Origin of the sequence: Blattabacterium cuenoti, assembly GCF_014251995.1 — a bacterium.
In the GTDB taxonomy this organism is placed as follows: Bacteria; Bacteroidota; Bacteroidia; order Flavobacteriales; family Blattabacteriaceae; genus Blattabacterium; species Blattabacterium cuenoti_AE.
In genome coordinates this window covers 461,949-483,137 of sequence record NZ_CP059205.1, presented here as the reverse complement: position 1 = coordinate 483,137, position 21,189 = coordinate 461,949, and the positions used below count along the sequence as shown (strand labels likewise).

Sequence of the window (21,189 nt, the reverse complement as noted above, 5' to 3'; positions counted from 1 at the left end):
AATATTGAATTTCGAATGGTTCTTTTCTAAAAAAACAATTTGGGATGATTGTAGTAAAAATAAAACTCTTAGAACAATAGTTTTTATAACACAAACAACAATTGCTTCCGGATTAATTATTATAATTTTAGCTTTTTCTATAGGAATCGGATTCAAAAAATCCATAAAAGATAAATTTCTAAATATTAGAGGTCAAATTATAATTGATGATAACAATTCATTTTCTACTATAAATGAAAGGATAAATTTTTTTAAAAAAAATATTAATTATAATTATGTTAAACAGATCCATAATATTATTGAGAAGAATGTGATTATTGGAACAGATTATAATAAAATAGGAAGATTTATATATAAAGGATTATATAATGATTATAATCCTATTTTTTTTAAAAATTTTTTAATCAAAGGAAGTTTGAAAAAAAAAATAAATTCTTGTCATAAAGAAAATGTTATTTTATCCAAAAAAATAGCCCTTTTATTAGGATTAGATATTGGATCTAACATAAAAATAGATTTTCTTATTTTTAAAAAAAGAGGATTACCTTTTGTTATATCAAAACATTTTATAGTTTCTGGTTTATATGAAACAGGTGTTACAGAATTTGATGATTTATATATTATTGGAAATATAGAATCTATTAAAAAAATTTATAAATGGAAAGAAAATTTCCAAGAAAAATTGGAAATTTTTTTATTTTCTTTCTTACGGAAAGAAAATATTAAAAAAGCAATTTTAAAAAAATATCCTAATAATTTTTTGTTTGAAACTTTTTATGACGAAAAAAATCATTCTATTTTAGAATGGTTGAATATGTTTGATATAAATATCATCATTATTAGTTCTATAGTTTTTGTTTCATTAACCATAAACATGGTTGTATTTATCTTAATACTTCTTTTAGAAAGAATCAAAACTATCGGAATTCTAAAAACTTTGGGAGCTAAAAATAAAGTTATATACAAAATATTTATATTTTATATATTGCAAATATTTGTTCCATCACTAATTACAGGAAATCTAATAGGAATTATTTTATTAATAATACAAAATGAATTCCATTTAATTTCACTTAATAAAATGCAATATTTTATAGATTTTGTTCCAGTATATATCAATATAATCCATATTATAATTATAAATTTTTCTATTTTTTTAATTTGTTTAGGAGCAATATCTTTTCCTATTTTCTTTATTAACAGAATTTCCACTATCAAAGTTGTGGAATTGAAGTAAATCTCAAAATTTAATTTTGTATTTTTGTTTATTTAAATAAAGAAAAATCAACCAAGTTTTGACACTTTTAAAATCTTCATCTGGAATAAGAGGTACGTTGGGAGGAAAAGTAGGAAAGGGTTTTTCTCCTATAGATGTTATTAAATTTTCTGCTGGGTATATTTCCTGGATGAAAAGGAAGTATAAAAAAAAGAAAAAATATGTTATTATCTTAGGAAGAGATGGAAGAGTTACTTCTTCTTTATTTCAAGAATTTTTAATAATTACTTTTAGAACTCTAGGAGTAGATGTTATAAATCTTGGTTTATCTACAACTCCTACTGTTGGAATAGCTGTAGTAAATGAAAAAGCGGATGGAGGCGTTATGTTAACAGCCAGTCATAATCCTAAGAGTTGGAATGGATTAAAAATGTTTAATTCTTGTGGAGAATTTCTTTCTGAAGAAGATTTCAAAAAATTATTTGATATAACAGAAAAAGAAAACTTTGAATTTTTCACAGGAAAAAAATTGGGAAATGTTTTTAATATGAAAAATTATATTCAAAAACATATAGACAAGATTTTATCTTTACCTATTGTAGAAATAGATACAATTAAAAAAGCGAAACTGAAAATTGTAATAGACGGAATTAATTCTACAGGAGGTATAGCAGTCCCTCTTCTTTTAAAACATTTAGGAGTTAATGTTATTGAAATGAATTGCGATCCACATGGAGATTTCATTCATAGTCCTGAACCTATTCAAAAAAATTTAAGGGAAATATGTAATAAAGTTCCAAAAATTCAAGCAAATTTAGGAATTTCTGTAGATCCAGATGTTGATCGCGTTGTATTTATCTGTGAAAATGGTAATTTTTTTGGAGAAGAAAATACTATAGTATCCGTAGCAGATTATGTATTGGAGAATAAATTAGGTCCTGTTGTTTCTACTATATCTTCTTCTCATGCATTAAAGGATCTTGCATTAAGAAAAGGAGTTTCTTATTATCCTACTCCTGTGGGAGAAGTAAATGTTATTAAAAAAATGAAAGAAGTTGATGCTGTAGTTGGAGGAGAAGGAAATGGAGGTGTTGTTTATCCTGAACTCCGTTATGGAAGAGATGCTTTAATGGGAATTGTTTTATTTTTAACGAAAATAGCTAAACTTTCTAATATTCCATTATCAAAATTAAAAAAAAAGTATTCCACATATTTTATGTCGAAAAAAAAAATCCGATTTTCCTCTAATAATAAAACTAATGATTTATTAAGGATAATTAAAAAAAAGCATAAAGGAAAAAAAATGAATTTTATTGATGGAATAAAAATTTATTTATCAAATAATGAATGGATTCATATTAGAAAATCTAATACTGAAAATATTATTAGAATACATACAGAAAGTTTCTCTAAAAAAAGATCTGATTTATTAGCAAAAGAAATTATATGTGAAGCAAAAAAATTATAAAATTTAATTATGTTATATAATGTTATCAAATATACGGAAGAAAAATTTATTATTAAAAACAAATTTCCAGAATTCAATTCTGGAGATACAATTACTGTTTTTTTTGAAATTAAAGAAGGAGAAAAAAAGAGAATTCAATCTTTCAAAGGAATAGTTATAAAAAAACAAGGAAAAGGATTAACTAAAACATTTACGATTAGGAAAATAAGTATGGGAGGAATAGGAATAGAACGAATTTTTATTTTCAATCAACCAAATATAAAAAAAATAGAAATTAATAAAAAAGGAAAAGTTCGAAGATCCAAAATCTATTATTTTAGATTTCTTAAAGGAAAAAAAGCAAGAATTAAAAGTTAGTAATTACATAACTAACTTATTTTATTTTAATAATATAAATAATATAAAAGCAAAAAAGAGATTTAAATAAAATACCCCCTCTTTTTTGCTTTTTTTTAATCCTAATTATTTATTATTGCTTTTCTCGTTTTCTTCAGAAGTTACTTTTTCTTTTTCAGATGTAGATCCACTACCACTTCCCTCATTATTATTTTTTGAGGATTCTCCACTAGAATTTTCAGTAGAATTATTTGTAGTATTAGTGTTATCTGTTTGATTTTCATTATTATTAGACGTTTTCTCCTCTTCTGTTTGCGGAGGGGTATTTTCATTTTTGTTCTTATTATTACAACTTGTAGCAAACAAAAATATCGCTAATAGGATTGTGGTAACAGTAATTCTTAATTTTTTCATCATAATCGATAGTATTTTTTCAAATATTACATATTCTGGGCAAATTTATATAAAAATTTTAAATGAAAAAATATATCATTATTTGTATTGTTTTTTTAACATGATAAAATTATTATAACTAAGTTTTTTTTATTTTGAAAAAAGGATACTAAGTTTTTTTATTAAATTGATAAAAATTAACAAAATTACATATTTTTATAAAGTAAAAATTTTGTTTTATATATGTCTTTAAATAAAAAGATTTTAAAAGAAGCTCTAACTTTTGACGATGTTTTACTTGTTCCTTCTTATTCTTCAATTCTTCCATCAGAAGTTTCTCTTAAAACTTATATAACCCCTAATATATCTTTGAATATTCCTATATTAAGCGCAGCTATGGATACAGTTACTGAATCCTCTTTAGCTATTTCTATGGCTAGAGAAGGAGGAATAGGAATTATTCATAAAAATATGAGTATAAAAAATCAATCAGAAGAAGTTTATAAGGTAAAAAGAAGTGAAAGTGGAATGATTGATGATCCTATTACTTTATCTAGAAATTCAACATTAAAACATGCTCAATATCTTATGAGAAAATATAAGATATCGGGATTGCCAGTTATAGAAAAAAATAATTTATTAGTAGGAATTATTACTAGAAGAGATATCAAATATCGAACAAACTTAGATTCTTTAGTTGAAGAAGTAATGACAAAAGAAAATTTAATTGTTTCTAAAAAAAATAACATTACTTTAGAAAAAGCAAAAGATATTTTGTTAAAAGAAAGAATAGAAAAATTACCTATTGTAGATGATCATAATAAACTTGTAGGATTAATTACAATAAGAGATATAGATAATTTAATTGAACATCCTAATGCGTGTAAAGATTCTAAAGGACGTCTTCGTGTTGGAGCTGCTATAGGAATAGATAAGTCTGCTCTAGAGAGAGTAGATTTTCTGGTAAAAATAGGGGTAGATATTATAACTATAGATTCATCTCACGGTCATTCCTCAGAAGTATTAAAAGTTATTAAATCGATTCGCCATTCTTTTCCGAAAATTTCCTTGTTAGCTGGAAATATAGTAACAAAAAAAGGAGCTAAAGATTTAATAGATGCTGGAGCAACTGTACTAAAAGTAGGTATAGGATCCGGATCTATTTGTACAACAAGAGTGATAGCTGGAGTAGGAATGCCTCAAGTTACTGCTATTAATGATGTATATGAATATGCTAAAAAAAGAAATGTCAGAATAATTTCTGATGGGGGGATTAGATATTCAGGAGATGTTGTAAAAGCAATTGCTGCAGGAGCTAGTTCTGTTATGATTGGAAGTTTATTAGCAGGAACAGATGAAGCTCCTGGAGAAGAAGTTATTTTTCAAGGAAGAAAGTTTAAAACTTATGTTGGTATGGGGTCTTTAATTGCTATGAAAAGAGGAAGTAGAGATCGTTATTTTCAATTTAAAGAAAAACTTGTTCCAGAAGGAATTGAAGCTATAGTTCCATATAAGGGGAAAATGAAAGATACAATTTATCAAATTTGCGGTGGATTACGTTCTGGTATGGGATATTGTGGAGTATCATCTATCCCAGAGTTAATAAAAAAAGGTCAATTTGTGAAAATAACAAAATCAGGATTAAAAGAGAATCACCCCCATAGTGTTAATATAACAAAGGAATCTCCGAATTATACCAACAATAATACCCGGGACGGGATTTGAACCCGTACGATCACAATGATCACAGGATTTTAAGTCCTGTGTGTCTACCAGTTCCACCACCCAGGTTTTATTTTTTCAAAAAAGCGAGAAACGGGAATTGAACCCGTGGCCTCAACCTTGGCAAGGTTGCGCTCTACCAATTGAGCTATTCTCGCCATGAACACCTAATTTAAAAACACTTTTGATATGTAGCAAATTATTTTATTTTATATATGATTTTTTTTTATCTTAAACGTTTTTAATATTTCTTTTGCTCTATTAATTATTTTTTTAGGCATTCCTGATATTTTTGCAATATGAATTCCGAAACTATTTTCGCTTCCGCCAGTTATTAATTTTCGAATGAAAACGATGTTTTCATCAATTTTTTTTACAGGAAAATGAAAATTTTTTATTCGCTTGAAAGAATTATTCATTTCATTTAATTCGTGATAATGTGTAGCAAATAATGTTAAAGGTCGTGAGTTATTTTCATGTAAAAATTCAACAATAGATTTAGCTATTGAAATTCCATCATAAGTACTTGTTCCTCGACCTATCTCGTCTAATATAAGAAAACTTCTATCAGAAATATTATTGAGTATATTTGCAGTTTCATTCATTTCTACCATAAAAGTAGATTCTCCTAAAGAAATATTATCAGAAGCTCCTACTCTGCTAAATATTTTTTCTATGACTCCTATATTTGCTTTTTGAGCTGGAACAAAACTTCCAATATGAGCCATTAATATAATAATAGCTGTTTGACGTAAAACGGCAGACTTTCCTGACATATTTGGTCCCGTAATAATTAAAATTTGTTGTTTTGACTTATTTAAGATAATATCGTTAGGAATATAAGAAGTTTTGGAAATAAATTGTTTTTCAATAACTGGATGTCTTCCATTTACAATGCATATTTTTAAAGAATGATCAATTTTCGGTTTTGTATAGTTATTCTCTAATGCTATGTTAGAAAAAGAACATAGAACATCTAGTTTTGCAATATTTTTTGCATTTTTTTGCAATTTTTTTAAATTTTCTAAAATTTTATTTACTAATTTATTAAATATTTCTTTTTCTAAGGAGAACATTCTTAGTTCAGCACTTAAAATTTTTGATTCATAATTTTTTAGTTCTTGGGTTATGTATCTGACAGAATTAGACAATGTTTGTTTTGGAATCCAATAAGATGGAACTTTATTATTTTTTGACTTTCTTACTTCAAAAAAGTAACCAAAAATATTATTATATCCAATTTTCAAGTTATTTATTCCTGTATTGAGTTGTTGTGTTTTGCAAAGTTTTTCTAAATATTCTTTTTGCGAAAAATATAAAATACGAATTTCGTCTAATTCTTTTGAAACTCCTTCCATTATTACATTTCCTTTTCCTTTTTCAATTTGATGAGGAGGGTTATCTTGTATGGTATTAGCAATTATTTTATATATAGTATCGCAATCTTGAAAAGAATTTGATAAACTTAAAAATATTTTTTCATTTTGAGATGAAAGTTTTTTTTTTATTTCCATAATGGAAAATAAAGATTTATGTAATGAGTATACCTCTCGAGGTGTTATTTTACCAACAACCATTTTTGAAATTATTCTTTCTATATCATAAATATTTTTTAATTTTTTTTTTATAAAATTTCGTATAATATTTTTAGAATAAAGTTCTTGAACTATTTCATGGCGTTTTTTTATATGAAAAACATTTATTAGTGGGAAAAGGACCCAGTTTTTTAATAATCTTCCTCCCATAGGAGTTATTGTTTGATCTAAAATATTTATTAAAGGAACGCCTTCTTTATTTATAGAATGAAAAATTTCTAAATTTTTAAAAGTAAAATCATCAATCCACATGTGATCTTCTTTTTTTATTTTCCGTATACTTGAAATATGTTTTATATTTAAGTGTTGAGTATTGTGTAAATATGATAGAATCACTCCGGAAGAAATAATTCCTAATTTTAAATTATCAATTCCAAATCCTTTTAGAGAATTGGTTTGAAAATGTGATATTAATTTTTCATATGCAAATTCATAATTGAACATCCAATCTTCCACAATAAATGTATAATATTTTTTTTTAAAAAATTGATCAAAAAATTTTTTATCCTTTTTTTGAAAAATAACTTCACTTGGATTAAAAAGGTTTAAATATTGTAAAATATTATTTTTTTTATCTTCTGTTATTAAAAATTCACCTGTAGAAATATCCAAAAAACTTAACCCTAATTTTTCTTTTTCTATATAAATTGAAGCTAAAAAATTGTTTGATTGAGGAGTTAGAATATTTTCATTAATAGCTATTCCTGGAGTTATTAATTCCGTAACTCCTCTTTTAACAAGATTTTTATTTCCTATTTTAGATTCTTCTAGTTGATCACAAATTGCTACTCGTAATCCTGATTGTATTAATTTTGGTAAATAGTTATTCAATGAATGACAAGGAAATCCAGCTAAATGAAGAGAAGATCGTTTAGTTAAAACAATATTCAATATTTTAGAACATTTGACAGCATCTTTTCCAAAAATTTCATAAAAATCTCCAACTTGAAATAATAAAATTGTATTTGGATATTTATTTTTTATATTATTATATTGTTTGATTAATGGAGTTACTTCTTTTTTTTTATGACAAGATTTACTGTTTTTATTCATGACAAAAATAAATTATTTTACGTTTTGATAATAAAATAGAGGATTTTTAATTTATTATCACAATAAAAAAATTATGAAAAGAATATTTAGAAAATATAAAATATTAGATCTTAACAAGATAGCTAAAGAAGTATCTGAATATTGGAAAAAAAATAATATTCTTCAAAATATATTTAATATTTCTAATAACGACGGCAATAATAATCAAAAAGAAAATTTTTCATATGTATTATATGAAGGTCCTCCATCTTTAAATGGAGAACCTGGAATACATCATGTATTATCTAGAACTGTAAAAGATATTTTTTGTAGGTTTCATACTTTAAAAGGGAAAAAAGTATTTAGAAAAGCTGGATGGGATACACATGGACTTCCTATTGAATTAAATGTTGAAAAACAATTGGGAATTATTAAAAATGATATAGGAAAAAAAATTAGTGTAAAAAAATATAATCAGTCTTGTAAAGATTTTGTTGAAAAATCTCTAAAAAAATGGCTATTGTTTACAAGAAAAATAGGTTATTGGATAGATTTAGATAATTCATTCATGACTCATGATTCGAAATATACAGAAACTGTATGGTGGTTAATCAAAAAACTTTATTGTAAAAATCTTATTTATAAAGGAATTACAATTCAACCTTATTCTCCTTCTGCAGGAACAGGATTAAGTCACCATGAATTGAATATGCCAGGAACTTATAAAAAAGTAGAACAAATATCTCCATTTTTAAAATTTAAAGCTATAAAAAATAGTCTTCCTGAAGAACTAAAAAATATATCAGGAAATATTTATTTTTTATCATGGACTACTTCACCATGGACAATTCCTTCAAATACTGCATTAGCTATAAGATCTGATGTAGAATATGTTTTAATAAGTACATATAATACTTATACTTTTTGCAAAGAAAATATTATTATTTCTGAGAAATCGATTCAAAAAACATTATTATTAAATGAATTTTATCCTGTTTCTAATCATCTAGAATTAGATGGATTAAATATCAAAAAAGGTAAAAAGATTCCCTATTTAATAGTAAAGAAAATTATAGGGAAAAAATTAGTATACAGTAAATATGAACAATTATTATCTTGGGTAAAACCTTTTCATAATGAAAAAAATGCATTTCAAGTTGTATCGGGAGATTTTGTTAATGTAGATGAAGGTACGGGAATTGTCCATATATCTCCTACATTTGGAATAGATGATTTTTTAATAGCTAAAAAATATAAAATACCTTCAATATTAGTTTTAAATAATAAAAAAGTGGCTGTTCCTCTGGTTGATTTACAAGGTAAATATATTGATATTCTTCCTTGTGGATTTGGAGGGGAATATGTAAAAAATGATTTTAATACAAAAAAAATAAAAAATTCAATTTCAATAGATCAAAAAATTATTTCATTATTAATAAAAGAAAAAAAAATATTTAAAACAGAAAAGCATACTCATTTTTATCCACATTGTTGGAGAACAGGAAAACCAATACTTTATTATCCTTTAAATTCATGGTTTATTAAAACTACGAAAAAAAAGGATCAAATGATTAATTTGAATCAAAAAATAAAATGGTATCCTAAATTCATAGGAAAAAAACGTTTTAGTTCTTGGTTAAAGAATATAAAAGATTGGAATTTATCACGATCTAGATATTGGGGGACACCTATTCCTATTTGGAGAACAGAAAAAGGTGATGAAGAAATAGTTATTGGATCAATTAAAGAATTAATTTTGGAAATTAAAAAGTCTATTCAATATGGATTTATGTCTAATAACGTATTTGAAGATTTTATATTAGATGATATGAGTGTTGATAATTATAAAAAATTAGATTTACATAAACATGTTTTAGATAAAATAATTTTAGTTTCTCCAAAAGGAAAAAAACCTATGAAAAGAGAATCCGATTTAGTAGATGTATGGTTTGATTCTGGAGCTATGCCGTATGCTCAATTTCATTATCCTTTTGAAAATAAAAAATATATAGATAAAAATTTATTATTTCCTTCTAATTTTATTTCTGAAGGAGTAGATCAAACAAGAGGATGGTTTTTTACTCTTCATACTATTAGTGCTATGGTATTTAATTCTATAGCATATAAAAACGTCTTATCAACAGGGTTAATTTTAGATAAGTATGGAAATAAAATGTCTAAAAGTAGAGGAAATACTATAGATCCTTTTGAGTTAATTAACTATTATAGTTCTGATGCAATACGTTGGTACATTATGTTCAATTCTGAACCTTGGGATAATATTAAATTTGATTCAGAAGAGATTCGTACTGTAATTAATAAATTTTTTGGAACGTTGTTCAACATTTATTCTTTTTTTGTTTTATATGCTAATATTGATGGATTTTCTTATAAAGAGGAAGAAGAAGTATCTTCTAACTATACAGAATTAGATTTTTGGATTATTTCTGAATTGAACACTTTAATTAAAAAAGTAGATGATAATTATTCTAACTATAATCCAACTAAAGTCACACGTTTAATTTCATCTTTTGTTTTAGAAAAATTGAGTAACTGGTATATAAGATTATGTAGAAGAAGATTTTGGAAAGAAGAATATACAAAAAATAAAGTATCTGCATATCAAATACTTTATAAATGTTTGATCAGTTTAGCAAAAATGACTTCTCCTATTATTCCATTTTTTTCTGAAAGATTATATTTAGATTTGAATTCTGTTACAAATAAAGAAACTTGTAAAAGTGTTCATTTAACAAGTTTTCCTAGCTATGATTTAAATTTAATTAACGAAGGATTAGAGATAAAAATGTTTTTGATTCAGAAAATTATCAATATGATTTTTTCTCTTAGAAAAAAAAATGGAATTAAAATTCGTCAACCTTTACAAAGAGTTCTTATTTTAATACCCGATGAAAAAACTCGTTTTCAGTTGAAACAATCGTATAAAATTTTTTTAAAAGAAGCTAATATAAAGGAAGTAAAGTTATCTGGATCTTACAAAAATCTTGAATTAGTTAAATATGTTAAACCAAATTATAAATCTTTAGGACCTAAATTTGGAAGTAAAACTAAAATTCTTTCAAAGATAATAGAAGGATTTTCGCAAGAAGAAATTAGAGAAATAGAAATAAATAAACAATGTATAATTTTTTTTAAAAAAGAAAAAATACGTCTTCTGGAAGAGGACGTAAAGATTACTACAGAATATATTAAGAATTGGTCTGTTTTATCTGATAATGAGTTAACAATAGCATTGGATTTACGTATAACAGATTCTCTTCGAGAAGAAGGGTTTATAAGAGAATTTATTAGATATGTACAAAGATTAAGAAAAAAATATAATTGCAATATTATCGAAAAAATATCTTTGCATGTTAATACAATTAAAGACATACAATTAATTATAGAAAAGAATAAGGATTTTATTTGTCGAGAAACCCTTTCTTTTGATATTCTTTTTCAAGAAAAAAACACTTTAAAGAACAAAAAAATGGAATGTTTTTTTGTAAAAAATTTTGAGGAAAAATCAATGCTATATATTTATATTAAGAAATATAAAAATATAGAAAATGAATAATAGAAAAAATGTTTTTTTGTAAAAAATTTTGTAAAATTTAAAATTATTTTAAATTTTTTCTATGTTACATATTTCTTTCTACTAATATCATAAAAACATTAATAAGAATATTTATTTTCGTATTTCGAAAAATTTTTTTTTAGAACATCTTACTTAAAGATTCCTTTTCAAAGATTAAAGGATTTTAAATTAAATTCAAAAATAACAAAGATTATAATATTAAAGAAATATTTATAATTAGTCATTATATTAGTCATTAATATATTTTGATTAACTTAATAACTTAAATCAAATCAAAATTTTCGGAAATATTATTGAAAATATGAATTTAGAATTCTATAGAATTTATTATATTACAAAAAATTAATTTCTGAAACATGTTTTTATTGAGTACCTCTATTATTTATATTGGATATTATAACATTATGAAATGAAGGGAAAAAAAGAAAACTTTTAGAAATAAGAAACGATTTAAGTTTTTTTTGAAAAAAATTTTTTTAATTATTTTTTCTATTTTATTAATAGATCAAATTTCAAAAATTTATATTAAAACTCATTTTGAATTAGGGAGTGGAGTTCCTGTATTTCCTTTTTTTTGGATTTTATTTGTTGAAAATCCTGGAATGGCTTATGGAATTCGTATTGGAACAGGATATCATGGAAAGGTGTTACTAAGTATTTTTCGTTTTTTTTTAGTTTTATTGATATTTTTTTTTCTTTATAAGAATGTAAAAAGAGGATCTTCCAATTATTTAACAATTCCTATTAGTTTTATTTTTTCAGGAGCCATGGGTAATTTTTTTGACAGTGCTTTTTATGGATTTTTATTTGATACAGGAACAATCTATTGTGAGAAGTATCATGATTGGATTTCTTATAGAGGAATTTCTAAAATAAATCAGTTTTTTAGTAATTCTGGAGGAAGAGGATATTCATCGTTTATGAAAGGATGTGTAGTTGATATATTTTACCTTCCTATAATAGATATTCACTTTCCTAATTGGATTCCTTTTTTTGGTAATTTTCACTTTCAATTTTTCAAACCAATTTTTAATGTTTCTGACATATCTATATTTACTGGATTTATTTTATTTTTTCTATTTCAAAATAGAATCGGAAATGTAAAAATATTGTGATTTCTATTATTTTTTTGAGATTTATAAAAATCTCTATAGATTTGTACTACTCTGATTTTCATTGTTACGAATGTAAGTTTGGTTTGCCGGTGTAGCTCAGTTGGTCAGAGCACGTGATTTGTAATCTCGGGGGCGTGGGTTCGAATCCCTCTGCCGGCTTTTTTAGTAATAGTGATTAATGATTTTAAAAAAATATAGGGGAGATACTCAAGCTTGGTTAACGAGGACAGACTGTAAATCTGTTGGTTTTTCCTTCGCAGGTTCGAATCCTGCTCTCCCCATTTAATTTTTAGATATAATAAATAAAAAAATAAGCGGAAGTAGCTCAGTTGGTAGAGCATCAGCCTTCCAAGTTGAATGTCGCGGGTTCGAATCCCGTCTTCCGCTCTATCATTGTATAAATAATATGTATATGTATATGTATATAATAGCCAATGTAGCTCAGTGGGTAGAGCACTTCCTTGGTAAGGAAGAGGTCACGGGTTCAATTCCCGCCGTTGGCTTTTTTGAACCGAATTTTATATAACAATTTTATCATGGCAAAAGAAAAATTTAAACGAAATAAACCACATTTAAATATAGGAACAACTGGTCATGTTGATCATGGAAAAACAACTTTAACTGCTGCTATTACAAAAGTATTATCGAATATAGGATTGGCAGAAGAAAAAAGTTTTGATGCTATAGATAATGCTCCTGAAGAAAAAGCTAGAGGAATCACTATTAATACTTCTCATGTAGAATATGAAACGGTAAAACGACATTACGCTCATGTAGATTGCCCTGGACATGCAGATTATGTAAAAAATATGATTACTGGAGCTGCTCAAATGGATGGAGCTATTTTAGTTGTGGCAGCTACAGATGGACCAATGCCTCAAACTAGAGAGCATATTTTGCTGTCCCGTCAAGTAGGAGTCCCTAAAATTGTAGTATTCATGAATAAGGTAGATCAAGTGGATGATCCTGAATTATTAGAATTGGTAGAAATGGAAATTAGGGAACTACTTACTAAGTATGAATTTGATGGAGAAAATATTCCTATAATTCGTGGATCAGCTTTAGGTGCTTTAAATGGAGAAAAAAAATGGACTACAAAAATTGAGGATCTTATGAAAGTGTTAGATGATTATATTCCCGAACCTATTCGTGAAATGGATAAACCATTTTTGATGCCTGTTGAGGATGTGTTTACTATAACAGGAAGAGGAACTGTGGCAACAGGTCGTATAGAAAGTGGAGTTGTTAATACAGGAGATTTAGTTGATATTATAGGAATGGGAGAAAAAAAAATATCCTCTACTGTTACAGGAGTTGAAATGTTTAGAAAAATATTAGATAGAGGTCAAGCTGGAGATAATGTAGGTCTTTTATTGCGTGGTATAGAAAAAAAAGATATTCGTCGAGGAATGGTAATTGGAAAACCGGGATCAATCAATCCTCATAAAAAATTTAAATCTGAAGTGTATATTCTTACTAAGGAAGAAGGAGGTAGACATACTCCTTTTCATAACAAATATCGTCCTCAATTTTACCTAAGAACTACAGATGTTACAGGAGAAATCCATCTCCCTAAGGGAATAGAAATGGTTATGCCTGGAGATAATGTTTCTATGGAGGTTGAATTACATCAACCTGTCGCATTAAGTGAAAATTTACGTTTTGCTATTCGTGAAGGAGGAAAAACTGTAGGAGCAGGACAAGTTGTTCATATAATGGATTAATTAATAAATAATTAATACCAATATCCGTTATTTATTTCCGATACGGACGTAGCTCAATTGGTAGAGCATCGGTCTCCAAAACCGAAGGTCGTAAGTTCGATTCTTACCGTCCGTGCTACGTTATTTTTTTTGGTATAAATATTATGAAAAATAATAATTTTTTTTTAGAAATTTATAATGAATTTTTTCATTCTATTACATGGTCTAAATGGATTGATTTGCAATTAACAACAATAATGGTATCCTTTTTTTCTATATTTCTATCTATATTTTTATATGGTGTAGATACTTTTTTTATTTTTTTAGTTAAAAAATTGTTTTCTTTATAAAAAATTATATGAGTGATAATTTGAAAAAAAAATGGTATGTCATTAAAGCTATTAGTGGACAAGAAAGTAAAGTAAAATCATATATTGAAGATGAAGTTAGAGATAATGGATTTCAAGAATCTATTGGAAAAGTATTGGTCCCTATTGAAAAAATTATTCAAATGAGGAAAGGTAAAAGAATTCATAGAGAAAAAGTTCATTATCCTGGATATGTTATGGTAGAAGCGAATTTAGAAGGAGAAGCTGTCCACGCAATTAAAAATGTTCCTGGAGTTATTAATTTTTTAAGTGAAGGAAAAGGAGGAGGTGCTATTCCTATTCCTATGAGAAAAGAGGAAGTAAACAAAATGTTGGGTAAAATAAATGAATTATCTGCTGAAAGTTATGAAACTATTAATATTCCTTTTATTGTTGGAGAAACAATTAAAGTTACGGATGGGCCCTTTACTGGTTTCAATGGAACAATTGAGAAAATTAATGAAGAAAAAAGAAAATTGGAATTATCTGTTTTAATTTTTGGAAGAAAAACTCCATTGGAATTGAATTTTACACAAATAGAAAAAATTTAATCATGATTAAAAAAACAAAAAGAGTAATAAAAAAAATTAAAATTCAAAAAATAAATGGAGGTAAGGCGAGTCCAGCTCCACCTGTTGGTCCCATTTTAGGAAGCTCTGGAATTAACATAATGGAATTTTGTAAACAATATAATTCTCGTACTCAAGAAAGAGTAGGAGAAGTGTGTCCTGTTGTAATAACTGTATATGAAGATAAATCTTTTGATTTTGTAATCAAAAAACCTCCAGTTTCTATTCAATTATTGAATATGATAAAAATAAAAAAAGGTTCTAAAGAATCCAATCGTATTAAAATTGGAATGATAAGTTCAAAAGAAATTGAGATAATTGCAAAAAATAAAATGGAAGATTTAAATTGTTTATCAATTAAATCTGCAATTTCTATGGTTTCAGGAACTGCAAGGTCTATGGGGATAGAAATAGAGAAAGAATTAAAATAAAAATATTTCATTCATTTTTTTATTATTGGTATATAGTATGTCAAGAAAATTAACTAGAAACAGAAGTAAGATTATAAAAGAAATTTCTAAAAAGAAATATTCTTTAGAAGAAGGTATTATTCTTTTAAAAAAAATAAATTTTGTTAAATTTGATGCATCTGTTGATATTTCTGTCAATCTTGGTGTTGATGTACGTTCCCCCAATCAAATGATTAGAGGAACAGTTAAATTGCCTTATGGAAAGGGTAAAAATGTTCGAATTTTAGCTTTAGTTGATAAAGATAAAGAATTAAAAGCTAAAAATGCCGGAGCAGATTATATAGGATTAGATTATATTGAAAAAATTAAATCCGGATGGAAAACTAACAAAATTGACGTTATTGTGGTAACTCCTTCTATTATGAACCAATTGGGAGTGATAGGAAAAATACTAGGTCCAAAAGGACTAATGCCAAATCCTAAGATGGATACTGTTTCTTCAAATCCAGAAAAATCTATTAAAGAAATTAAATCTGGAAAAATTTTTTTCAAGTCTGATCGTTATGGAATTGTTCATTCTTCAATTGGAAGAGTTTCTTTTTCGAAGAAATATTTATTAGATAATATAAAGGAATTTATGAAAATAATTATTCGAAACAAACCTTCTACTTCTAAAGGAAATTATATTAAAAATATTCATTTATCTACTACCATGGGGTTTAGCATTTCACTGGATTCAAAAATTTTTTGAACATTATGATGAATAATAAAAAAAAAGAAAATAAGAAAAAAGAAAAAAAAGAAGAAGAAATTTTGGAATTAATTTCTATATTTTCAAATAATGACATAATATATATCGTTGATATATTTAATCTAAGTTCTAATCAAATATCTGTCCTTAGGAAAAATTTTAAACGGTTTAATATTATAATGAGAGTAGTAAAGAATACTTTATTGAAAAAGTCATTAGAAAAAATAAAAAATAAAAATTTTAATTCATTTTTTCCCGTTCTAAATGGAAATACTACTATTTTATTTTCTAAACTTACTAAAAATGGAAACATAATTCCAAAAATTATAAAAAAATTCCATATTCAAGAAAAAATTGAAAAACCCTATTTAAAAGGAGCTTATGTTCAAGAATCTTTCTATTTTGGAAATAAAGATTTGAATCTGTTAATTAAAATTAAATCTAAAGAAGATCTTATTGCTGACATATTATGTATGCTCCAATTTCCAATGAAAAATATTATTTCATGTTTTTCTAATTTAACAAAATATAAAATATTTGGAATATTAGAATCTTTATCTTCTAATAAAAAGAATTCTAATTTCCAAATTTAATGAAATAAAAAAATATGAATTCAGTTTTAAATATTTCAATAAAACAATAATAAAATAATATGATAGAAAAATTAGCAGAACAATTAGTAAACTTAACCGTTAAACAAGTTAACGAATTAGCTTTAATTTTAAAAGAAAAATACGATATAGAACCATCTAACTTAGTAAAATCGGAAAATGTTATTTCTCAAGAAGAAAATATATCTCAAAAAGAAGAAAAAAATATTTTTAATATAATTTTAAAATCATCTGGAAATTCTAAATTATCTGTGGTTAAGTTAGTAAAAGAGATAACAGGAAAAGGACTTAAGGAATCTAAGGGATTAGTAGATAATATTCCTAGTGTACTTAAAGAATCTGTAAATAAGAAGGAAGCAGAAGATTTGAGAAATAAATTTCAAGAAATAGGTGCTGAAATAGAACTGAAATAAATAAAATAATATCATTTTAGAAAAAAAGTATTACAAGCATACATAGTTAAGTACATTAAATTAAAATTGGTGAATACAAAAAAAACGTCAGAAAGAATAACTTTTGCTTCGGTAGCAAAGAAAGTTGAATATCCTGATTTTTTAGATATTCAAATAAAATCATTTAAAGATTTTTTTCAATTAGATACAAAACCTGAGAATAGGAAAAATGAAGGTTTATTTAAAGCTTTTATGGAAAATTTCCCTATTTCTGATGCAAGGAATTCTTTTGTTTTAGAATTCAAAGGTTATTCTATAGATTCCCCTAGATATTCTATAGAAGAATGTATTGAAAGAGGATTAACTTATAGCGTTCCTTTGAAAGCTAAATTAAAATTATATTGTACGGATCCTGAACATGAGGATTTTGAAACAGTATATCAAGATGTATATTTAGGAACATACCCTTATATGACTCCTTCTGGATCTTTTATTTTCAATGGAGCAGAAAGAGTTATTGTTTCTCAATTACATCGTTCTCCAGGTGTTTTTTTTGGACAATCTCATCATGCTAATGGAACTAAACTTTATTCTGCTAGAATTATTCCATTTAAAGGATCTTGGATAGAATTTGCTACAGATATCAACAACGTTATGTATGCGTATATTGATAGAAAAAAAAAATTACCAATGACAACTCTATTACGTGTTATAGGGTATGAAAGAGATAAAGATATATTGGAAATTTTTGATTTAGCAGAAGAAGTGGAAATTCTAGATGATGGAAGTAATATTTTAAATAGAACACTAGCAGCTAGAATTTTGAAAATATGGCATGAAGATTTTGTAGATGAAGATACAGGAGAAGTAGTTTCTATAGAAAAGAACGAAGTTCTTATAGATAGAGATGTTTTTTTACAACAAGAACATGTTGATTTAATTAAAAATCATGAAATAAAAACTGTTTTATTACATAAAGAAGAAGGAAGAAAGAAGGATTATTCAATTATCTATAATACTTTACATAAAGATCCTACAAATTCGGAAAAAGAAGCTGTAGAATATATTTATAGACAACTTAGGAATACAGAACCTCCGGATGAAGAAACTGCTAGGAATGTAATAGATAAACTATTTTTTTCTGATACTAGATACAGTTTAGGTCCTGTAGGAAGATATAGGCTTAACAAACGTCTGGGATTAAAAATAGATCCGAATCATCTAGTCTTAACAAAAGAAGATATTATTGCAATTATAAATCATCTGAACGCTTTATTTAATTCTAAAAAAGAAGTAGATGACATAGATCATTTATCTAATAGACGAGTTAGAACTGTAGGGGAACAACTTTATACTCAATTTAGTATTGGATTGGCAAGAATGTCCAGGACTATAAGAGAAAGGATGAATGTTCGTGATAATGAGGTTTTTATGCCTGTAGATCTTATAAACGCTAAAACATTGTCTTCTGTAATAAATACTTTTTTTGGAACTAATCAGTTATCTCAATTTATGGATCAAACTAATCCTTTATCTGAAATAACTCATAAAAGAAGACTTTCTGCTTTAGGACCTGGTGGGTTATCCAGGGAGAGAGCTGGTTTTGAGGTAAGAGATGTTAATTATTCTCATTATGGTAGATTATGCCCAATTGAAACACCAGAAGGTCCAAATATAGGACTGATATCTTCTCTTTCTGTATTTGCAAAAATAAATAAAATGGGATTTGTAGAAACTCCTTATAGAACGGTTTTTAATAAAAAAGTAAATTTTAAATCCAAGATAAAATATCTAAGTGCAGAAGAAGAAGAAGGGAAAATTATTGCACAATCTAATGCTATTGATAATAATGGAAATTTTTTATCAGATAGAATAATAGCACGTGAAGATGGAGATTTTCCAATAGTGAAATCAGATCAGGTTGATTATATTGATGTAGCACCTAATCAAATTGCTTCTATTTCTGCTTCTTTGATACCTTTTTTAGAACATGATGATGCTAATAGAGCATTAATGGGCTCTAATATGATGCGTCAAGCTGTTCCATTATTAAAACCAGAATCTCCCATTGTTGGAACAGGATTAGAACAACAAGTTTCAAGAGATTCTAGAATTTTAATTAATGCAAAAAAAGATGGTATTGTGGAATATATTGACGCAAAAAAAATTGTTATTAAATATGATCAAACAGATAAAGAAATTTTAGTCAATTTTAATTCTAATATTGTAGTTTATGATTTAATAAAATTTAGAAAAACTAATCAAAATACATGTATAAATTTAAAACCTATTGTTAAAAAAGGTATGAGAATTATGAAAGGGCAAATATTATGTGAAGGTTATGCTACAGAAAATGGAGAATTAGCTTTAGGAAGAAATTTAAAAGCAGCTTTTATTCCGTGTAATGGATATAATTTTGAAGATGCTGTTTTAATTTCCGAGAAGGTAGTCAGTAAGGATTGGTTCACCTCCATACATATAGACGAATATTCTTTAGAAGTTCGTGATACAAAATTAGGAATGGAAGAATTAACCAATGATATTCCTAATGTAAGTGAAGACGCTACTAAAGATTTAGATGAAAATGGAATTATAAGAGTTGGAGCGGAAGTAAAACCTGGTGATATTTTAATCGGAAAAATAACTCCAAAAGGAGAATCAGATCCTACTCCAGAAGAGAAGTTATTAAAAGCTATCTTTGGGGATAAAGCAGGAAATGTGAAAGATGCTTCTTTAAGGGCTGAGCCATCTTTATTTGGCATAGTTATAGATACTAAACTTTTCACAAGAAGTATAAAAGATAGAAAGACAAGGCTTCAAGATAAAATAAAAATAGATTCTTTGGAGAAAGAATATGATAAAAAATTTTTAGATATGAAAAATTTTTTATTAAAAAAATTATTATTTGTATTGAATGGTAAATCATGTTGTAACTCTATTTTTGATGAAAAAAATAAAAAAATAATAGAGAAAGGAAGTAAATTTACTATAGATGTTCTTAATAATATACCGGATTATTTAGGAATTCGTTCTGATAATTGGACTGAAGATTCTTTGACTAATAATTTAGTTTCTGAAATTTTTCATAATTATAAAATAGCAATTGGAAATTTGACTAGTTCTTTAAAACATAAAAAATTTTCTATTACAGTTGGAGATGAACTTCCTTCAGGAATTATAAAAATGGCAAAAGTATATATTGCTAAAAAAAGAAAATTGAAAGTAGGAGATAAAATGGCAGGAAGACATGGAAATAAAGGAGTGGTCGCTCGTATACTTAGAGAAGAAGATATGCCATTTTTAGAAGATGGGAGCCCAGTTGATATTGTATTGAATCCATTAGGAGTTCCATCTAGAATGAACATAGGACAAATATATGAAACCGTTTTGGGATGGGCTGGACAAAAATTAAATGTAAAATTTTCAACACCTATATTTGATGGAGCTACTATAGATCAAATTTGTGAATATACAGATAAAGCAAATATTCCTCGTTTTGGAACTACTTATTTATTTGATGGAGGAACTGGAGAAAGATTTGATCAACCAGCTACTGTTGGAGTTATATATATGTTGAAATTAGGTCATATGGTTGATGACAAAATGCATTCTCGTTCAATAGGGCCATACTCTTTAATTACGCAACAACCTTTAGGTGGTAAAGCCCAATTTGGAGGACAACGTTTTGGAGAGATGGAAGTATGGGCTTTGGAAGCATTTGGAGCATCCAATATTTTACGTGAAATACTAACTGTTAAATCAGATGATGTAGTAGGAAGGGCTAAAACCTATGAATCAATAGTAAAAGGAGAGTTAATGCCTGAACCTAACAATCCAGAATCTTTTAATGTTCTTTGTTATGAATTAAAGGGATTAGGATTAGATATTCGTTTAGAAGAGTGATTTTATT

The 21,189-nt window shown here is 26.1% G+C and carries 16 protein-coding genes and 7 tRNA genes; 19 read left to right on the top strand and 4 right to left on the bottom strand.

Going from position 1 to position 21,189, the window contains the following annotated elements; genetic code table 11:
• The first annotated feature begins 4 nt into the window (after positions 1–4).
• The 3 genes from H0H51_RS02330 to rplS are packed head-to-tail and all read left to right on the top strand — an operon-like array spanning position 5 to position 3,041.
• Positions 5–1,237, top strand: coding sequence for an ABC transporter permease (locus H0H51_RS02330; protein WP_185876713.1), 1,233 nt, complete (start codon positions 5–7; stop codon positions 1,235–1,237).
• A 58-nt stretch (positions 1,238–1,295) separates the two neighbouring features.
• Positions 1,296–2,684, top strand: coding sequence for a phosphoglucosamine mutase (gene glmM / locus H0H51_RS02325; RefSeq protein ID WP_185876712.1), 1,389 nt, complete (start codon positions 1,296–1,298; stop codon positions 2,682–2,684).
• 9 nt (positions 2,685–2,693) lie between these two features.
• Positions 2,694–3,041 (top strand): 50S ribosomal protein L19, encoded by a 348-nt coding sequence (gene rplS / locus H0H51_RS02320; RefSeq protein ID WP_185876711.1) that lies wholly within the window; start codon positions 2,694–2,696, stop codon positions 3,039–3,041.
• 105 nt (positions 3,042–3,146) lie between these two features.
• Here rplS and H0H51_RS02315 read toward each other — a convergent pair whose 3' ends face one another.
• Positions 3,147–3,437, bottom strand: a complete 291-nt coding sequence (locus H0H51_RS02315) for a hypothetical protein (RefSeq protein WP_185876710.1) — start codon at positions 3,435–3,437, stop codon at positions 3,147–3,149.
• Between the two features lie 219 nt (positions 3,438–3,656).
• Here H0H51_RS02315 and guaB point away from each other — a divergent pair, with 219 nt between their 5' ends.
• Entirely contained in the window at positions 3,657–5,138 is a 1,482-nt protein-coding gene (gene guaB, locus H0H51_RS02310; RefSeq protein ID WP_185876709.1) for an IMP dehydrogenase, read from the top strand.
• On the opposite strand, the gene H0H51_RS02305 is transcribed toward guaB, so the two are convergent.
• From H0H51_RS02305 to mutS, 3 genes are all read right to left on the bottom strand, one after another.
• A tRNA-Leu gene (locus H0H51_RS02305) sits at positions 5,120–5,204 on the bottom strand. The genes guaB and H0H51_RS02305 overlap by 19 nt on opposite strands.
• Before the next feature lie 16 nt (positions 5,205–5,220).
• Positions 5,221–5,293 (bottom strand) — tRNA-Gly (locus tag H0H51_RS02300).
• 51 nt (positions 5,294–5,344) lie between these two features.
• The gene (mutS, locus tag H0H51_RS02295; RefSeq protein WP_185876708.1) at positions 5,345–7,783 is read right to left on the bottom strand and encodes a DNA mismatch repair protein MutS; all 2,439 of its coding nucleotides are present in this window, start codon (positions 7,781–7,783) and stop codon (positions 5,345–5,347) included.
• A gap of 73 nt (positions 7,784–7,856) precedes the next feature.
• Here mutS and ileS point away from each other — a divergent pair, with 73 nt between their 5' ends.
• From ileS to rpoB, 15 genes are all read left to right on the top strand, one after another.
• Entirely contained in the window at positions 7,857–11,339 is a 3,483-nt protein-coding gene (ileS, locus tag H0H51_RS02290; protein WP_185876707.1) for an isoleucine--tRNA ligase, read from the top strand.
• 482 nt (positions 11,340–11,821) lie between these two features.
• A complete protein-coding gene (locus H0H51_RS02285; RefSeq protein ID WP_185876706.1) occupies positions 11,822–12,475 on the top strand; it encodes a lipoprotein signal peptidase in 654 nt (217 codons plus the stop codon).
• 85 nt (positions 12,476–12,560) lie between these two features.
• Positions 12,561–12,634, top strand: a tRNA-Thr gene (locus tag H0H51_RS02280).
• A gap of 38 nt (positions 12,635–12,672) precedes the next feature.
• Positions 12,673–12,756: transfer RNA gene (locus H0H51_RS02275), tRNA-Tyr, on the top strand.
• Positions 12,757–12,789: 33 nt separating this feature from the next.
• Positions 12,790–12,862 (top strand) — tRNA-Gly (locus H0H51_RS02270).
• A 43-nt stretch (positions 12,863–12,905) separates the two neighbouring features.
• Positions 12,906–12,978, top strand: a tRNA-Thr gene (locus tag H0H51_RS02265).
• A 33-nt stretch (positions 12,979–13,011) separates the two neighbouring features.
• Positions 13,012–14,199: an elongation factor Tu gene (tuf, locus tag H0H51_RS02260; RefSeq protein WP_185876705.1), complete on the top strand. Its 1,188-nt coding sequence runs from the start codon at positions 13,012–13,014 to the stop codon at positions 14,197–14,199.
• A gap of 42 nt (positions 14,200–14,241) precedes the next feature.
• Positions 14,242–14,314: transfer RNA gene (locus H0H51_RS02255), tRNA-Trp, on the top strand.
• Between the two features lie 28 nt (positions 14,315–14,342).
• Entirely contained in the window at positions 14,343–14,528 is a 186-nt protein-coding gene (locus H0H51_RS02250) for a preprotein translocase subunit SecE (RefSeq protein WP_185876704.1), read from the top strand.
• A gap of 8 nt (positions 14,529–14,536) precedes the next feature.
• Positions 14,537–15,097 (top strand): transcription termination/antitermination protein NusG, encoded by a 561-nt coding sequence (nusG, locus tag H0H51_RS02245; protein ID WP_185876703.1) that lies wholly within the window; start codon positions 14,537–14,539, stop codon positions 15,095–15,097.
• A 2-nt stretch (positions 15,098–15,099) separates the two neighbouring features.
• Positions 15,100–15,546 carry a 50S ribosomal protein L11 gene (gene rplK / locus H0H51_RS02240; RefSeq protein WP_185876702.1) on the top strand — a complete coding sequence of 149 codons (447 nt, stop codon included), beginning with the start codon at positions 15,100–15,102 and terminating at the stop codon, positions 15,544–15,546.
• A 37-nt stretch (positions 15,547–15,583) separates the two neighbouring features.
• Positions 15,584–16,276 carry a 50S ribosomal protein L1 gene (rplA, locus tag H0H51_RS02235; RefSeq protein WP_185876701.1) on the top strand — a complete coding sequence of 231 codons (693 nt, stop codon included), beginning with the start codon at positions 15,584–15,586 and terminating at the stop codon, positions 16,274–16,276.
• A 5-nt stretch (positions 16,277–16,281) separates the two neighbouring features.
• Positions 16,282–16,869: a 50S ribosomal protein L10 gene (rplJ, locus tag H0H51_RS02230; RefSeq protein ID WP_238784221.1), complete on the top strand. Its 588-nt coding sequence runs from the start codon at positions 16,282–16,284 to the stop codon at positions 16,867–16,869.
• A 59-nt stretch (positions 16,870–16,928) separates the two neighbouring features.
• Positions 16,929–17,300, top strand: coding sequence for a 50S ribosomal protein L7/L12 (gene rplL, locus H0H51_RS02225; protein ID WP_185876700.1), 372 nt, complete (start codon positions 16,929–16,931; stop codon positions 17,298–17,300).
• Positions 17,301–17,369: 69 nt separating this feature from the next.
• The gene (gene rpoB, locus H0H51_RS02220; protein WP_185876699.1) at positions 17,370–21,182 is read left to right on the top strand and encodes a DNA-directed RNA polymerase subunit beta; all 3,813 of its coding nucleotides are present in this window, start codon (positions 17,370–17,372) and stop codon (positions 21,180–21,182) included.
• Positions 21,183–21,189 lie beyond the last annotated feature (7 nt).

What these genes read in the sequence shown, in the direction of transcription:
- H0H51_RS02250 (WP_185876704.1), top strand. Translation starts at nt 14,343, where the DNA reads ATGAAAAATAATAATTTTTTTTTAGAAATTTATAATGAATTTTTTCAT.
- ileS (WP_185876707.1), top strand. Translation starts at nt 7,857, where the DNA reads ATGAAAAGAATATTTAGAAAATATAAAATATTAGATCTTAACAAGATA.
- rplS (WP_185876711.1), top strand. Translation starts at nt 2,694, where the DNA reads ATGTTATATAATGTTATCAAATATACGGAAGAAAAATTTATTATTAAA.
- tuf (WP_185876705.1), top strand. Translation starts at nt 13,012, where the DNA reads ATGGCAAAAGAAAAATTTAAACGAAATAAACCACATTTAAATATAGGA.
- H0H51_RS02315 (WP_185876710.1), bottom strand. Translation starts at nt 3,437, where the DNA reads ATGATGAAAAAATTAAGAATTACTGTTACCACAATCCTATTAGCGATA.
- nusG (WP_185876703.1), top strand. Translation starts at nt 14,537, where the DNA reads ATGAGTGATAATTTGAAAAAAAAATGGTATGTCATTAAAGCTATTAGT.
- mutS (WP_185876708.1), bottom strand. Translation starts at nt 7,783, where the DNA reads ATGAATAAAAACAGTAAATCTTGTCATAAAAAAAAAGAAGTAACTCCA.
- rplJ (WP_238784221.1), top strand. Translation starts at nt 16,282, where the DNA reads ATGATGAATAATAAAAAAAAAGAAAATAAGAAAAAAGAAAAAAAAGAA.
- rplL (WP_185876700.1), top strand. Translation starts at nt 16,929, where the DNA reads ATGATAGAAAAATTAGCAGAACAATTAGTAAACTTAACCGTTAAACAA.
- rplA (WP_185876701.1), top strand. Translation starts at nt 15,584, where the DNA reads ATGTCAAGAAAATTAACTAGAAACAGAAGTAAGATTATAAAAGAAATT.
- guaB (WP_185876709.1), top strand. Translation starts at nt 3,657, where the DNA reads ATGTCTTTAAATAAAAAGATTTTAAAAGAAGCTCTAACTTTTGACGAT.
- rplK (WP_185876702.1), top strand. Translation starts at nt 15,100, where the DNA reads ATGATTAAAAAAACAAAAAGAGTAATAAAAAAAATTAAAATTCAAAAA.